Origin of the sequence: Cohnella sp. LGH (assembly GCF_017671885.1) — a bacterium.
GTDB classification, from domain to species: domain Bacteria; phylum Bacillota; class Bacilli; order Paenibacillales; family Paenibacillaceae; genus Cohnella; species Cohnella phaseoli.
The window spans coordinates 8,234,309-8,248,479 of sequence record NZ_CP072117.1 but is presented as its reverse complement, the minus strand read 5'-3'; the positions used below and the strand labels follow the sequence as shown (position 1 = coordinate 8,248,479).

Here is a 14,171-nt window from a genome sequence, read left to right as displayed (position 1 = left end):
CGGCTGCAGCGCCTTCTACTCTGCGTAGAGCGCGGCTGCAGCCGCGCATTCCGCGCGCACGGCTGCGCGAAGCTCCTCGGGAGCCAGCGCCTCCGCGTCCCGACCGTATTTCATCACGATGTCCCGCGCCGATTCCAGCGTGTTGAATTCAACGACCGCTTCTATTGCCTCGCTCTCTTGAACTTCCTCGCAAGAGACCGTCTTTACGTACCTTTCCCCCGCGAAGGCCTCCCATCTTGCCAAAGCGACGCGAACCTTCGCGGGATAGCGGGGCAGATTGGACTTGAACCTTTCCATTGATCGTTCCCAATGCGTTGCCAAATCGAAGTCCTCCGGTCGGACGAAGGTCTCTTCCAGCATGTCTGCATCATGCAGGCGGGATAGCCGGAAGGTGCGAAAGGGGTCCTCTTCCGCCGAATCTTCCATCGCGACCATGTACCAAACGCTCGTCTTGGCGACCAGGCCCAGCGGCAGTACGGTCCGCTCCGTTGACTCGTCCGCTTCCCTCCCGCGATAACAAATGCGAAGCTTGCGTTGCTCCCAGACCGCTTCCTGAACGGTCTGCAGATGCGCGGAGCGAGAAGGGGCCGAGCGCCAGCCCGCCCCGTCGATATGGATGCGTTCCCTCACGTATTCCGCGTCGCGACGCACCGGCTCCGGGAGAGCGGACAGCAGCTTGCGCAGCGCGGTGCCCGACGGCTCGTTCAGCCCCAGATCGGCAACGACGCTGGAGGAATGGAGCAGCAGCAATGAACGAATCTCGCCGATCGTCATCCCCGTAATCCGGTTGCGGTAGCCTTCGGACAGCTGCCAGCCGCCCGCGGCTCCTCTCTCCGCATAGACAGGGATGCCTGCTGCCGCCAAAGCCTCCATATCGCGATGCACGGTCCGTTCGGAAATTTCTAGCTCGTCCGCAAGCTGTTTGGACGTCATTCTCCCGCGGGCTTGCAGAAGAGAAAGCAGGGACAGCAATCGATCGGCTCTCATTCGTTATTCCTCCGTTCGCTTCGATTATTCTCAGTATATCCGATTTATATGACAGCAGGTGTCATATATCAAGGCTAATCTAGAGACGTAGACGAATGATGGGAGGAAGAAGAGAATGAAACCATTGGCAGGAAAAGTGGCGGTTGTCGCGGGAGCGACGCGGGGGGCCGGCAGGGCGATTGCGATCGCGCTTGGTCAAGCCGGAGCGACGGTGTATGCAACGGGGAGAAGCGTCAGAGGAGCGCCCTCCGACTTGGCCAGGCCGGAAACGATCGAGGAGACCGCTGAGCTTGTGATCGAGCAAGGAGGACAAGGCATTCCCGTGCGCGTGGACCATACGGAGCCGGAGCAAGTGAAGGCGCTGTTCGAGCGAATCGGAGACGAACAGGCTGGCCGACTCGATATTGTGGTCAACGACGTGTGGGGCGGCGAGAAGCTGACGGAATGGGGGACTCCTTATTGGGAGGGTTCACTGGACAAGGCGCTGCTGATGCAGCGAAGAGCCGTGCACTCTCATATGATCACAAGCTATTACGCCGCCCCGCTGCTCGTCAAGAGAGGCGAAGGGCTGATCGTGGAGGTGACGGACGGATACGATTACCGCTACCGGGGCAATCTGCCATACAGCCTTGCCAAAGTATCGGTCATTCATCTGGCGGAGGCGCTGGCGGCGGAGCTGCGTCCGAAAGGAGTAGCGGCGCTGTCCGTCACCCCGGGGTTTCTGCGGTCTGAAGAGATGCTCGATTACTTTGGCGTCACTGAAGCGAATTGGCGCGACGGAGCCGAGAAGGAGCCTCATTTCCTCCAGTCGGAGACGCCGTTCTTCCTCGCGCGCGGACTGGCCGCATTAGCTGCCGAACCGGATCTGCTGAGCAAGTCGGGCAAATTTTATACTTCCTGGGGGCTGTCGGACGACTATGGAATCGTAGACGTCGACGGAAGGCGTCCGCACTGGGGCAACTATGCCGCTGAGCAAGGACTTTGACGATAACGGTCACTCGGGATGATTGCCGGTTTCATTTCCTATTTTATACGGGGTGGTGATCCCTTCGTACATGAGATGCATCGACATGCCAACGGCCGCGTGCGTCAGGTTGTGGCAATGGTCCATCCATAGTCCGGGGTTATCGGCGACGAAGCCGACCTCGTAGATTTCGCCGGGCTGGACGTCCAGCGTATCGGAATACCAGGGGCTGCCGGTCGAAGGCTCGCCGTTGCGGGAGAGTACGAGCATGTGGTGGCCGTGCAGGTGCATCGGATGATCGACGGCGCCCCGGTTGACGATGGTCGTCTTGACCAGATCGCCCTCCCGCACCATAAACATCGGCGTATTCGGAAATACCTCTCCGTTGATCGTATATAAGGAACCGAATTGCCCGTTGTAGAAGGCCAGCTTGTTGTCGAGAATCATTTCGAATTCGCGGTCGAAGTCGCTGCTCGCCGTGAAGGCGGTATCGGAGGGCTTGCCGTAATCGATCGGATTAAATGCGGTCGTGACCGGCAAGTCGGGAATGCCTCCCGTTCCGTCGCGGCTTAGCAGAATTCCCAGCTTATCGGAGCTGCCGACGCTAAGGAAGACGGGGGTGTCGGGCATCAGGAACGTCAAATCCATGCGTCCGCCTGTGGTCAGCTCTATCCGCACGTTTTCCAGCTCCTGCGGCTCGTTCAGATCTGTGCCGTCTATGGCAGCGACGCGAAACGGAGTTCCCGTCAACGTGTAGTCCTGCCGCAGCCAATCCTGGGTATTGATGAGCCGGATGCGCACCGGAGTTCCGGGAACGACTTGCTTGCGCTGTACGCCGTCGCGATCGCCGATGGCTAGCCCAATGCCGTCCCAGACATGGGTCATCACGGTAATCTCTTCCTCCGCCCCCTTATTTTCCGAATCTGCAGGCTCTACGATCAAGCTGCCGAACAGTCCTTTCTTCACTGCTTCCTGAGAATGCTGATGCGAATGATACCAGAACGTTCCCGCCTGCTCGGCGATGAAGCGATAGACGTGCTTGTCGCCCGGCATGACGGCTTCTTGCGTCGCCCCGGCCACCCCGTCCTCTGCATTGGGCACGTCGAGTCCGTGCCAGTGGATCGTCGCGCCATCCTCAATGTCCTGGTTGACCAACGTAATCTCCACCAGTTCTCCTTGCTTGATCCGAAGCTCAGGCCCGGGGACCTGACCGTTATAGGTCCAGGCTTCGAACGGCTGGCCCGGACGCAGCTCGATCGTCTTTTTCTCCGCGGTTAACAGGAATTTGCGGTCGGGCTCCCGATCCCGCGGCCCCGTCAGCATTGCCAACGATTTGTCGCGCAGAGGGTCGTGAACAAGCTCGGGTCCCCCTCCGAAATCCATCGGGCCTTCAGCCATGCTCATGACGGCAGGAAGGCGGCTGTTCGCGCTGCCGACTATATAGATTAGCGCAGCAACGCCGATCGCGACGCAGAAGATGCCGGCGGTACGCAGCCATCTTCTGCCTGGAAGCGCCGGAGCGGGAGAGTTCGGCTCGCCGATTCCGACGTATTTGCGTTGCTGGGCATAGCCTAAAGCCGTAACGGCCGCCGCGGCAAGCAGAATCGGAACGAGCACGGAGCCGAGCCGGAACGGCACCGGGGTTACCAATACGTAGTAAAAAATCGTTGCAGCGCCAATTGCCGATAGCTGATACGGCAAAATAACGAGAGGATGAGCAGCTTGCTTGCGGATATCGGCGGGAAGCGGAGCGACGGACAGGCAACGGGTCGCTTTCCAGAGCTTCACCAGGCGCGGGACGGCAAGCAGCCACACAGACAGCGAAGGAATGAGCGCGAGCGGAAGATGAAGCAGCACCCGATCCTCCCAGAAGACGGAGTCCATCGTCGACGTCATGACCAGAGTGGCGACAGACAGTCCGAGCGCAGGCAGCGTCGCATAGACGGCCCAGACGATTTGCTTGCGGGTTTTACGGTGCAGTCTTTCGGTGGATCCGCCATACAGTAATTTAGTAGCTTTGCTTCCGGCGATCCAAGAGAAAATAAGCATAAAGAATACGCAGACATATACGATGCCGGTCAGAATAGTAAACAAGAGAAAGCCTCCTTGTCGGTCGGGTTCGCGCAGGAGCGTGTATTTGATTCTATCCTACCTTTCGCGAGCTAATCTTCGTAACCGTCCGAAGTTTGGATTGCTCCCCCGACTTAAGTTGGAGCGTTAGCTCCGTCTTGCAACGGGCGCTATCGTTTCAAGAGGCTGTCTCATAAGTAGGTCGTACAAGATGATCGATCAAGAAAAAGTGCATGTATCTCCTGGAGACTGCCTCATACGTTCCTGAAACCACCTCTTAACGGGTTTACCCATCCAGGTTTCGGGATCGTATAGCATCGGAAGGAGATACATGCACGACAACATTCTCTATCGATCATCCTTTTGCACGACTATTTTACTTATGAGGTAGACCCGCTAGGTGAGCGGCAGACAAAGAAACGATTATTGCGCGGCTTCCTCAATCGTGATGTTACCGCTGTCTGTTCTCACTTTGATCGTATCGTTAGTTTCGTTTCTAGACTCGGGTGCCCGGACTCTACCGGAATCCGCCTTAAGGTCGTACGTACCTGCGAAGCTCGTCGGGAGGCGAACGAACGCATTGCCCGAATCGACGGATATGTTCGTGTCGGAGGTATCGAGTTTATACAGCTTAACGTTGCCCGAGTCGGCCGAAATGTCGGCCTTTCCAGTCATGTTTTCGATCGTAATGTTGCCGGAATCGATAGACGCAGTCAGGTTGGCCGTGACGCGATCTCCCTTAACATTCCCGGAGTCGACGTCGATTTCCAAGGTTTCGCTGACGAACTCGCCGAGAGACAGATTGCCGGAATTTGAATCCAGCACCGCCCTAGAGATTCGCAGCAACGAGGCGTCCTTTATTTCGAGATTGCCGGAGCTAAGCTTGAGCTTCAGACGGTCCAGCAGCGCATCGTCCGTAACGGAGACGACGAATTGTTCCGTAGGGGGATCGAAGCTGAAATCGAATAAGTTAATGTATTTGCGGGGGAGACGGATGAGCTCCAGCTCCAGCTTGCGACCGGAGATTTCCGCGGCCTGAACTGTCTCAACCATTCGTTCGGTTCCGTGTCCCTTCAGTTCGATCGAGTTGGTGCCGTCGACGCTTTTGACGAACGTCATGCTGACGTTGTATTCGCTCTTGATGCTCAGCTCGCGAAGTTCTTCCGCCGAGAAGGTCCACTTCTTCTCGAAATCCCTCAAGTTTCTGTCCACTTTATTCCAATCGTGGTTCACCGCGCCCGCTATTCCGATCGCGATCAGGCAGAACGCCGCTAAATACCAGAATTTTCTCATCGATAAGTTCTTCCTTTCAAGGTCTTGTAATTCCATCCCGCATAGGCTCTAATAGCACGGAACAGCCCTTTGCCGAACAAGAAGGCCACGTCGGCGAGAATCATTCCGATGCCCGTCATTCCTAGCGACATCATAAGCTTGGCGTTCGTAAACTCCCCATACAGCGAAGTCTCGGCAACCAGTGCGAGCGGCGCCAGCATCGTCGATAGAGCGGCGATGCAAACGGAGACGAATGCCGCAATTAGGGCGGCGAATACCGGGATCGCAAGCAGCAGATTCAGAAAAAGCAGCAAAATTCCTACGCCGAGGAAACGCGGGACGTCGCGGTCCGGTTCGTGCGGTCTTCCCGGAGCGGGTGCAGACCAGGCTTGAGGCGGTGGCGGAACGGGATTATTGTAGGGGGCGCCTCCATAAGGCGATCCAGCGTATGCGGGCTCATAACGCGTTTCGGGCTGCGGAGAAGGGGAGTCCAGTTCCGCAACGATTTCCTCTTCCGTCTTCCCTTGCTCCTGGCCGATTCTGAAACATTCCTCGCATCGAGCGAGCAGCTCGTTCCTCTCATGCTCCGGCAGCGGGGCAAGGTCCCGATTCATTTTATCCATAAACTCCATTTTATTCATGGCAGAGACTTCCTTTCACTGAACTGTTCCCATCATAGCCGATCGTTTGGTCGGCTGTCATCCGACGAGAGGTGACGATCGACCTCGACTTAAGTTGGGGGAGAGAGATGACCGAACAAGAGGAAGGGTAGGACTACGCTACCATTTCACCCATAATCAACCACCCCGTTCGCTAGACTGTGGTATAATTTGTGAATTGAATAGGGAGAGGGGGCAAGGCGAAGCAGACTCCGACGGTGAATTCGGGTATACCATTATAGAAGGAAGTGTAGAAAATGCAATATGGTAGAAAGATTGCAGCAACGCTATGCGGCGTTTTAATTGCCGGGATAACGGCAGGGTGCACCGGAGGCGGCAACGACACGACGAATAAAGAGAAAACGGCGATCAAGGTGATGTATTACGATGAACGCGGCTTCTATCAGCAGTTCGGGATGCTGTTTGCCGCTCTGTACCCGGATGTCGAGATCGAAGTGGTCTCCACCTCCAGCATTGTTTATGAAGAAGGCAAAGATATGGAGAAAGCCACGCAGGAGTTCATTGCCGAACAGAAACCGGACGTGCTGCTGCTCAGTAGCGGGGAATACTCGCGCATGGCCGGCGAAGGAAAGCTGTATAATCTGGATACGTTCATTCAGAAGGACAAGTTCGATCTGGAAGGAATCGCTCCCGGAATTTTGGAATATATCAAGCAACAAAGCGACGGCATTCTGTACGGGCTCTCTCCGAATTTCTACAGTCAGGCGCTCTTCTACAACAAGGACCTGTTCACGAAATACGGAGTCACGTTCCCTACGGATCGCATGAGCTGGGAGGAGCTGCTGCAGCTTGCGGCCAGATTTCCGACCGACGGAAGCGGCGAGGACCGCGTCTACGGTTTGAAGGCCGGCTATGGGGCGGACCTCTACCAACTTGGCATGATGATCGGCAATTCGTTGGGGCTAAGCTACATCAATCCGACGACTAAACAGTTGACGATCAACTCGGATTCATGGAAAAAAGCGTTCGACACGGCGGACAAAGCGCTCAAATCGGGTTCGCTGTTCGTCGAAGATCCGAATAACGGCGGATTTTCCGGGTCCTATGAAGACTATTTGTTAGGAGACGCCTTCATCGGAGGGAAAGCCGCGATGGTGATCGAAAGCAATTATGTGATGGACCAGATCAAAGAGGCGCAAACCCGATTAAAAGACAAGGGGATAAAAAATTGGGATATTGTTACAGTTCCGGTTAATCCGCAAACGCCGGATGAAAGCTCGGCGATGTCGGTAGGGCAAATCTTCGCGATCGACGCGAATTCGGCCAACGCAGAGGGCGCGTGGAAATTCCTGAGCTACATAAACGGAGACGAGTTCGCGCGCGTGACCTCCAAGCTTAACAACGGCGGCTTCCCGGCGCGAATGAAATATATCAGTAACGAGGAAGGGCGCAATATGGCGGCGTTCTACAGCTTAAAGCCGCGCTCCAACAATATGTACGACAATTATGACAAACTGCCGCGAGATTTCTACATGAAGTTCAACACGTTGTCTCAGGAGGAATTCCAAGGCATCAAGGACGGCAAAACGACGATTGAGGAAGCGCTGGACAGCCTTCAGGTCAAGGGCCAGAAGCTGCTGACCGAGGAAAGCGAGAAGGCGGCTACGGCCGAGCCGAGCTCGGCGGCAGGCTCCGCTCCGGGAGTCGCAGTTGAGAGTTCCTCCGGGGGATCGTCGGTGGAGGTTAGAGCGGAATAATAAGCTTCTGCATGAGCAACGCTAAGGTTGAGGGACGTCTTGAGGAGTGAATTTGTCCAACTTGTGAATTCTGCCTTTAATTCGTCACAACTTTGTGATAAAATATTCACAAAAAGCGCTCTCATTAAAGGAGGCTGGACCCTCATGAAAAATAAAGAAATGTCCCGAATGCTGAAATGGGTGGCGATGATCGTCATCGCGGTCGGCATCGTCTGCTGCGTACTCAATATCGCCCAGTTCAACGATCAGAATCTCGGCTTGATGATCGGCATCGGATTCTTGATCGGCGGCGCGCAGATTATGCTGTTCGGCGTGATCGCTCCACTGATGCAGAAGAATCAAGAAGCACCGGCAGCCCCGTCCCAGGCGACGGAAGAACCGGTCTGAATGACCTTATCTAATTAAGGAAGCCCGGATGGAACGCAACGTTCCCTCCGGGCTTTTTATTATGTCGAAGGCGTGAACAAACTATTGCAAATTTTCAACGTTTCGTTGTCGCATTTGTTAACTGTGAGGAAAGTCGCTGAGCTTTCTGCTATGTTGGATTCAGCGACGAAGAAATCGTCCAATGCAATGTATGACGCGGTAGCGGCAAGAGGATGGGGGAGATGGGAATGTGGAAAGGGCTGCGGAGGCTGACGGCCGTTCTGTCGTTGGCTGCGACGGCGGCGCTGCTTAGCGGGTGCGCCGAGAAGGTGGTCGTGCTCAATCCGAAGGGCGAGATCGGGCAGCACCAATTGGATCTAATTATATTGTCGACGGTGCTCTGTTTGATCGTCATTGTACCGGTGCTGATCTTGACGTTCTATTTGGCGTGGAAGTACCGCCAGAGACCGGGCGGGAAGGCGAAATACGATCCGACCTGGGAGCACAGCACGAAGCTGGAAGCGATCTGGTGGGGTATCCCAATCATCATTATCGCCATCCTCGGCACGATTACCATTAAATATACGCATATGCTTGAACCGTCCAAACCGATCGAGCACGAAGCCAAGCCGATCGTTGTCCAGGTCACTTCGCTGGATTGGAAATGGCTGTTCTTATATCCCGAGCAAGGGATTGCCTCTGTGAATTATCTTGAATTCCCTGAGAACGTGCCTGTCCGCTTCGAATTGACGTCGGACGCGCCGATGAACTCCTTCTGGATTCCGCAGCTTGGCGGTCAGATTTATACGATGTCCGGAATGGCGATGAAGCTGCATCTGATCGCGGAAGAACCGGGCGATTATCTGGGGATGGGCGCCAACTTCAGCGGCAAGGACTTTGCCAAGATGAATTTCACGGCCAGGGCGACCTCGCAAGAGGAGTTCGAAGCATGGGTCGAGCAGGTGAAGCAATCGTCTCCGGGGCTGACGATGGAGGGCTATTTGCAGCTTGCGAAGCCGGGCGTGTCGAGCGTACAAACCTTCTCTTCGATTCCTGAGGGCTTGTTCCAGAAAATCGTAACCAAGTACAGCAGCGGACATAACCATGAATTGAACGCGGCCAGCAGTAAATAAAACCGACAATAATTAGTTCGAGGAAAAGAAGGTGCCGACATGTGGGAACAAATCAAGGAGTTCGCCTCCGAGTTTTTCGTTACGGGCGATCCATTGATTTACGGGGCGGACGTCGCCATCGTGCTGACGATGGTCGCGATCGTCGCCGCACTTACGTTTTTCAAAAAATGGACATGGCTATGGAAGGAATGGCTGACGACCGTCGATCATAAGCGAATCGGTATTATGTATGTGATCGCGTCGCTGATTATGCTGTTCCGCGGAGGCGTGGATGCGCTGCTCATGCGGACTCAGCTGGCAATACCAGAGCTTGAGTTTCTGAACGCGGAGCACTATAACCAAATTTTCACGACCCACGGGGTCATTATGATTTTGTTTATGGCGATGCCGTTGATGTTCGGCTTGTTTAACCTCGTCATTCCGCTGCAGATCGGGGCGAGAGATGTTGCGTATCCGTTCCTGAACTCGCTGAGCTTCTGGCTGTTCTTCTTCGGGGCGATGCTGTTTAACCTGTCGTTCGTCATCGGAGGTTCGCCGGACGCAGGCTGGCTCGCTTATCCGCCTCTGTCGGGAACGCAGTTCAGTCCGGGCGTGGGCCAGGACTTCTATATATGGGGCATTCAGATTTCCGGGATCGGCAGCTTGATGACCGGCATTAACTTTATCGTTACGATCTTGAAAATGCGGGCGCCGGGCATGAAGCTGATGAAGATGCCGATGTTCTCTTGGTCGGTGCTGTCCAGCTGCTTGACGATCATTCTCGCTTTCCCGATTTTGACCGTCACGCTGTTCCTGCTGTTCATCGACCGTTACTTAGGCGCGCACTTCTTTACGCTCGACGGCGGCGGCAATCCAATGATGTACATCAACCTGATTTGGATGTGGGGCCACCCCGAGGTGTATATCGTCGTTCTGCCGGCTTTCGGCATTTTCTCCGAGGTGGTCGCGACCTTCTCCAAGAAACGGCTGTTCGGTTACAAATCGATGGTGTTCGCTCTGATGAGCATCAGCATCGCTTCCTTCTTCACCTGGGCGCACCACTTTTTCACGATGGGCTCGGGGGCCAATGTCAATGCGTTCTTCGCGTTGACGACGATGATTATTGCGATTCCGACCGGGGTCAAAGTGTTTAACTGGCTGTTCACGATGTATCGCGGACGGCTGTCGTTCCCGACGCCGATGCTGTGGATGCTCGGTTTTATCCCGTGCTTCGTCGTCGGCGGGATGACCGGGGTACTGCTCTCCGTCGCTCCGGCGGACTTCCAGTTCCATAACAGCTACTTCCTGATCGCGCACTTCCACCAGGTGCTGATCGGCGGCGTCGCATTCGGTTACTTCGCGGGTCTGTATTACTGGTGGCCGAAGGTGTTCGGCTTCAAGCTGAACGAGAAAATCGGCAAATGGGCGTTCTGGTTCTGGAATATCGGCTTCTATGTCTGCTTTATGCCGCAGTACGTGCTCGGATTGATGGGGATGACGCGCCGCGTCAGCAGCTACGGCTGGGACAAGGGCTGGTACGAGTTGAACCTGACGTCGACAATCGGCGGTTTCCTGATGGGCATCGGCTTCCTGTTCCAGGTGTGGCAGATTTTGCACAGCATCAAGTTTATGGAAAAAGATACGACTGGCGATCCATGGGACGGACGTACGCTCGAATGGACGATTCCGTCGCCGGCTCCTGTCTACAACTTCGCGACGGTGCCGCAGGTGACCGAGAAGGACGACTTCTGGGAGGAGAAGCAGCGAATCGCCGCCGGAGGAGCTCCGCGGCCGAAGCCGCCGCTTGAGCCGATCCATATGCCGAAAAACTCGGGAATTCCGATTATTATGTCTTTCTTCTTCTTCGTCGCCGGTTTCGGCTTCGTATGGGATTGGCTGTGGATGATCATTCCGGGACTTGCCGGCGTAGCGGTATGTATGCTTGTTCACTCTTTTAATTACAATACGGATTATTATATCCCGGTGGATGAAATCAAACGCACGGAAGCTGCGGCGGGGAGGGTTGTGTAATGGCCAAGTCGGGTAGTCATCAGGCCGCCCTTAAGGCGCAGCACGGAGGGCACGGGGCCGGACACGGTCACGGTCATGAAGGGCACCACGATCAGGAAGGCTTGCGCGTAATGGGCTTCTGGATTTTCCTGATCACGGACTGTATTCTGTTCGGCACGTTATTCGCGACCTATGTCGTACTCAGCGGCAACACAGCCGGAGGGCCGACGGGCGCAGAGCTGTTCGAGATGCCGGGAGTCATTGCCGAGACGTTCATCCTGCTTACAAGCAGCTTTACGAGCGGGCTTGCGGTACTTGCGATGAACAGGGGAGATCGCAAAGGACTGATCTTCTGGCTTGGCGTAACGGTCTTGCTCGGCGCGGCGTTCATTACGCTGGAAGTGACGGAATTCGCGACGCTGGTGCACGAAGGCGCAACGATTTCGACGAGCGCCCATTGGTCGGCTTTCTATACGCTGGTCGGAACGCACGGCCTTCACGTCTCGCTCGGTCTCGTCTGGATGATCGCGATCATGATTCAGCTTGGTCGTCACGGCATCAATTCCGTTACGCGCCGCAAGGTCAACGTCATCAGCATGTACTGGCATTTTCTCGACGTCGTCTGGATTTTCGTCTTTACGATCGTCTACCTGCTGGAGGTGATGTAACATGGCGCAGCATACGAATCACGGCGCTCAGGCGCATGGCGTTCATGACGATCATGGCGGCCACGAGACGCACGGCTCGCTCAAGTCTTATGTTACCGGCTTCTTGCTGTCGCTCGTACTGACGATCATCCCGCTTGTGGTCGTGTTGAATGGCTTGCTGGAAAAGAAGGCGGCGACGATTGTACTGCTCGGTTCGGCGATCCTTCAGTTCGTTGTACAGCTGGTTTATTTCATGCATCTGAAAGAAGAGGGCAAGCCGCGTTGGAACTTCATGGTGCTAATCCTCGGATTGATCATCGTGCTGACGATCGTGGCCGGCTCGATCTGGATTATGACTTACAACAAAGTGGCGTAAAGATAGGGAAAGGCAGTTTGCTGCGCGGGACGCGGCAAACTGCCTTTTTTAATTCTCGGGTTTATATATGCCGCTACTGGTCAACGCAAACGGGGATACTCAGGCTCACATTCTTTTTCGGCAAACTCGGCAAATTTGACAGTTGTCGCGTCGGCAGACGGATTGATTTTAAAGCGGGTAGTCCGCGCTAATTTTGTCGAATGGGGAAAATGTGCAGTTTTAAGGCGGGGAATCCGCTTTAATTATCCTTATAAGTGTAATTCGGGGGAAATAAGATGGAAAACCCGCTTTAACTCGCGATATAAGGGGGCGGTAGCGAATTTAAAGCGGAAATTCCGCTCTATTACAAGGCGCGTACGCCTCAAACGGATCGAACCGGGTTCGGCAGTCATCAACTTCGAAGGGGCTGTCTCATACGCTCCTGATATGCCCCTGTCACGGGTTCAGCCATTCGGTTTTCAGGAGCGTATAGCAATGAGAGATGTATATACGCCGTTCAACTTGTTCTTCAATTATCCATTATCTCACAGAGCAACTTGGTTGGCATATGGGGTAACCTCTTGCCATTTTAGGGCGCTGTCGCAAGCTCGCTAGCTTCCCAAGGGTTCAGATGAATCATGACCTCGATCACCTGGGGATCGAAGTCCATGATCAGCTTTTTGAGCTTGCGGCTGATGTCGTGTCCTTGCTGGATCGTGTAATCGTGGGGAATGCCGACGCGGACGTCCACGATAATGTAGTGGCCGTGCTCGCGCGCCCGCACCCGGTCGATTCGCTTCACGTGGTCGTCGGATCGGAGCAGCGCTTCGTATTCAGCCAGCTTGTCGGGGCTCACGGTATGTTCCATCAGAATGTCCACCGCTTCGCGTCCCATCTCTATGGCCAGCTTAAGAACGAGCAGCGAGACGATGATCCCGGCGATCGGGTCTCCGTATGCCGCCCATCCCCAATGGAGCTTCTCTCCCAGAATGCCGAGGCCGATCCCGATCACGGCGGCGAGAGAAGCATATACATCGGCGAGGTGGTCATAAGCGGTAGCGAGCACGCTTTTGCTGTTGGTCGCTTTGCCGATGCGAATTGTATACACATACAGTCCTTGCTTCCATACGAGGGAGAGGAAGGCGGCTCCAAGGGCGAGCCAGCTCTCTCCTCCCGCAGGTTCGAACAGAGCTCGTATCGATTGATAGGCAATCCAGAAAGCGGCCAGCGCGAGAATGACGGCTACGAAGGCCGACGCGACGACCTCGGCTTTGCCGTGGCCGTAGGGATGATCGTCGTCGGCCGGCTTGTTCGATATCATCGAAGAAGTCAGAGCCGCGATGGTAGCGATGATGTCTCCCGCGTTGTGAACTCCGTCCGCGAGCAGTACGGGGCTAGATAGGAGAAGTCCTGCCGCCACTTTCATGACGGTCAGAACGATGTTGCTGATCAGACTGATCCAGATGGCCAATAAGCCGGAATGATGCCCTGTTGCCACAATGATTGCCCCTTCTAATAATGTTTACTCCGCGCAAAATAAAAACAAGCTTTCAGCGCTTAGGCTGAAAGCTTGTTTTGGCATATAAATGAATCGACGCGCGATGTGATTGCATAAGATAAACCGCCCTCTCCCCAGCGTCTGCGCCGAGGCGGATTTGAAAGGAAGAATTCAAAGAACCTTTTTACTTTACCACATTTCTCGGCCGTTGTGCGAGTTTAAATATGAATGTTCGGCTTTTACGGTGTTTTGAGTGTTTTGTGAGATGGAGTACGAACAGGTAGTGCTTTAAAGGCGAATAATTGGGCGATTTGAAGATTGACATGTACGTCTTGATGGGTTAAGCTACGTTATGTAAAAGTTCCAGTTCACAATTCTAAAGGATTCATCCATTCGTATATCCTCGGCGATACGGGCCGGGGGTCTCTACCAGGAGCCTTAAATTCCTGACTACGGAGGATGTGGGATACTCATATACCCACGCCTTCGTCGGTCGGGATTTTTTTGTTGCCG

At 54.8% G+C, this 14,171-nt stretch carries 12 protein-coding genes and 1 riboswitch; of the genes, 7 read left to right on the top strand and 5 right to left on the bottom strand.

The window, feature by feature from the left end; translation table 11 throughout:
* Nucleotides 1-15: 15 nt before the first annotated feature.
* A complete protein-coding gene (locus tag J4772_RS34020; RefSeq protein ID WP_209073257.1) occupies nt 16-987 on the bottom strand; it encodes a helix-turn-helix transcriptional regulator in 972 nt (323 codons plus the stop codon).
* Nucleotides 988-1,102: 115 nt separating this feature from the next.
* On the opposite strand from J4772_RS34020, the gene J4772_RS34015 reads away from it, so the two are divergent.
* Nucleotides 1,103-1,972: an SDR family oxidoreductase gene (locus tag J4772_RS34015; RefSeq protein ID WP_209073256.1), complete on the top strand. Its 870-nt coding sequence runs from the start codon at nt 1,103-1,105 to the stop codon at nt 1,970-1,972.
* Nucleotides 1,973-1,981: 9 nt separating this feature from the next.
* Here the strand turns inward: J4772_RS34015 and J4772_RS34010 are convergent, their stop codons facing one another.
* The 3 genes from J4772_RS34010 to J4772_RS34000 all read right to left on the bottom strand — a co-directional run bounded on the left by J4772_RS34010 (nt 1,982) and on the right by J4772_RS34000 (nt 5,934).
* Nucleotides 1,982-4,045, bottom strand: coding sequence for a multicopper oxidase family protein (locus tag J4772_RS34010; protein WP_247740930.1), 2,064 nt, complete (start codon nt 4,043-4,045; stop codon nt 1,982-1,984).
* A 399-nt stretch (nt 4,046-4,444) separates the two neighbouring features.
* Complete coding sequence (locus J4772_RS34005; RefSeq protein ID WP_209073255.1) at nt 4,445-5,314, bottom strand: DUF4097 family beta strand repeat-containing protein; 870 nt, start codon at nt 5,312-5,314, stop codon at nt 4,445-4,447.
* On the bottom strand, nt 5,311-5,934 hold the full coding sequence (locus tag J4772_RS34000) for a DUF1700 domain-containing protein (protein WP_209073254.1): 624 nt from the start codon (nt 5,932-5,934) through the stop codon (nt 5,311-5,313). Before J4772_RS34000 ends, J4772_RS34005 begins: the two co-directional genes overlap by 4 nt.
* A gap of 275 nt (nt 5,935-6,209) precedes the next feature.
* Here J4772_RS34000 and J4772_RS33995 point away from each other — a divergent pair, with 275 nt between their 5' ends.
* The 6 genes from J4772_RS33995 (at nt 6,210) to cyoD (ending at nt 12,181) form a co-directional block, all read left to right on the top strand.
* A complete protein-coding gene (locus tag J4772_RS33995; protein ID WP_209073253.1) occupies nt 6,210-7,670 on the top strand; it encodes an ABC transporter substrate-binding protein in 1,461 nt (486 codons plus the stop codon).
* 144 nt (nt 7,671-7,814) lie between these two features.
* Nucleotides 7,815-8,057, top strand: a complete 243-nt coding sequence (locus J4772_RS33990; RefSeq protein WP_116064877.1) for a hypothetical protein — start codon at nt 7,815-7,817, stop codon at nt 8,055-8,057.
* Between the two features lie 227 nt (nt 8,058-8,284).
* Nucleotides 8,285-9,169, top strand: a complete 885-nt coding sequence (gene cyoA, locus J4772_RS33985) for a ubiquinol oxidase subunit II (RefSeq protein ID WP_116064884.1) — start codon at nt 8,285-8,287, stop codon at nt 9,167-9,169.
* 39 nt (nt 9,170-9,208) lie between these two features.
* Nucleotides 9,209-11,179 (top strand): cbb3-type cytochrome c oxidase subunit I, encoded by a 1,971-nt coding sequence (locus tag J4772_RS33980; protein WP_116064878.1) that lies wholly within the window; start codon nt 9,209-9,211, stop codon nt 11,177-11,179.
* A complete protein-coding gene (cyoC, locus tag J4772_RS33975; protein ID WP_116064879.1) occupies nt 11,179-11,826 on the top strand; it encodes a cytochrome o ubiquinol oxidase subunit III in 648 nt (215 codons plus the stop codon). Before J4772_RS33980 ends, cyoC begins: the two co-directional genes overlap by 1 nt.
* A gap of 1 nt (nt 11,827) precedes the next feature.
* Nucleotides 11,828-12,181, top strand: a complete 354-nt coding sequence (cyoD, locus tag J4772_RS33970; protein WP_116064880.1) for a cytochrome o ubiquinol oxidase subunit IV — start codon at nt 11,828-11,830, stop codon at nt 12,179-12,181.
* Between the two features lie 568 nt (nt 12,182-12,749).
* Here cyoD and J4772_RS33965 read toward each other — a convergent pair.
* Nucleotides 12,750-13,658, bottom strand: coding sequence for a cation diffusion facilitator family transporter (locus J4772_RS33965; RefSeq protein ID WP_116065942.1), 909 nt, complete (start codon nt 13,656-13,658; stop codon nt 12,750-12,752).
* Nucleotides 13,659-14,031: 373 nt separating this feature from the next.
* A riboswitch (purine riboswitch) is annotated at nt 14,032-14,131 on the top strand.
* The last annotated feature ends 40 nt before the right edge of the window (nt 14,132-14,171 follow it).

Excerpts from the sequence above, each read along its gene's own strand:
- J4772_RS34015 (WP_209073256.1), top strand. The coding sequence starts at position 1,103 with ATGAAACCATTGGCAGGAAAAGTGGCGGTTGTCGCGGGAGCGACGCGG.
- cyoC (WP_116064879.1), top strand. The coding sequence starts at position 11,179 with ATGGCCAAGTCGGGTAGTCATCAGGCCGCCCTTAAGGCGCAGCACGGA.
- J4772_RS34005 (WP_209073255.1), bottom strand. The coding sequence starts at position 5,314 with ATGAGAAAATTCTGGTATTTAGCGGCGTTCTGCCTGATCGCGATCGGA.
- J4772_RS33990 (WP_116064877.1), top strand. The coding sequence starts at position 7,815 with ATGAAAAATAAAGAAATGTCCCGAATGCTGAAATGGGTGGCGATGATC.
- J4772_RS33980 (WP_116064878.1), top strand. The coding sequence starts at position 9,209 with ATGTGGGAACAAATCAAGGAGTTCGCCTCCGAGTTTTTCGTTACGGGC.
- J4772_RS34000 (WP_209073254.1), bottom strand. The coding sequence starts at position 5,934 with ATGAATAAAATGGAGTTTATGGATAAAATGAATCGGGACCTTGCCCCG.
- J4772_RS34020 (WP_209073257.1), bottom strand. The coding sequence starts at position 987 with ATGAGAGCCGATCGATTGCTGTCCCTGCTTTCTCTTCTGCAAGCCCGC.
- J4772_RS33995 (WP_209073253.1), top strand. The coding sequence starts at position 6,210 with ATGCAATATGGTAGAAAGATTGCAGCAACGCTATGCGGCGTTTTAATT.
- cyoA (WP_116064884.1), top strand. The coding sequence starts at position 8,285 with ATGTGGAAAGGGCTGCGGAGGCTGACGGCCGTTCTGTCGTTGGCTGCG.
- cyoD (WP_116064880.1), top strand. The coding sequence starts at position 11,828 with ATGGCGCAGCATACGAATCACGGCGCTCAGGCGCATGGCGTTCATGAC.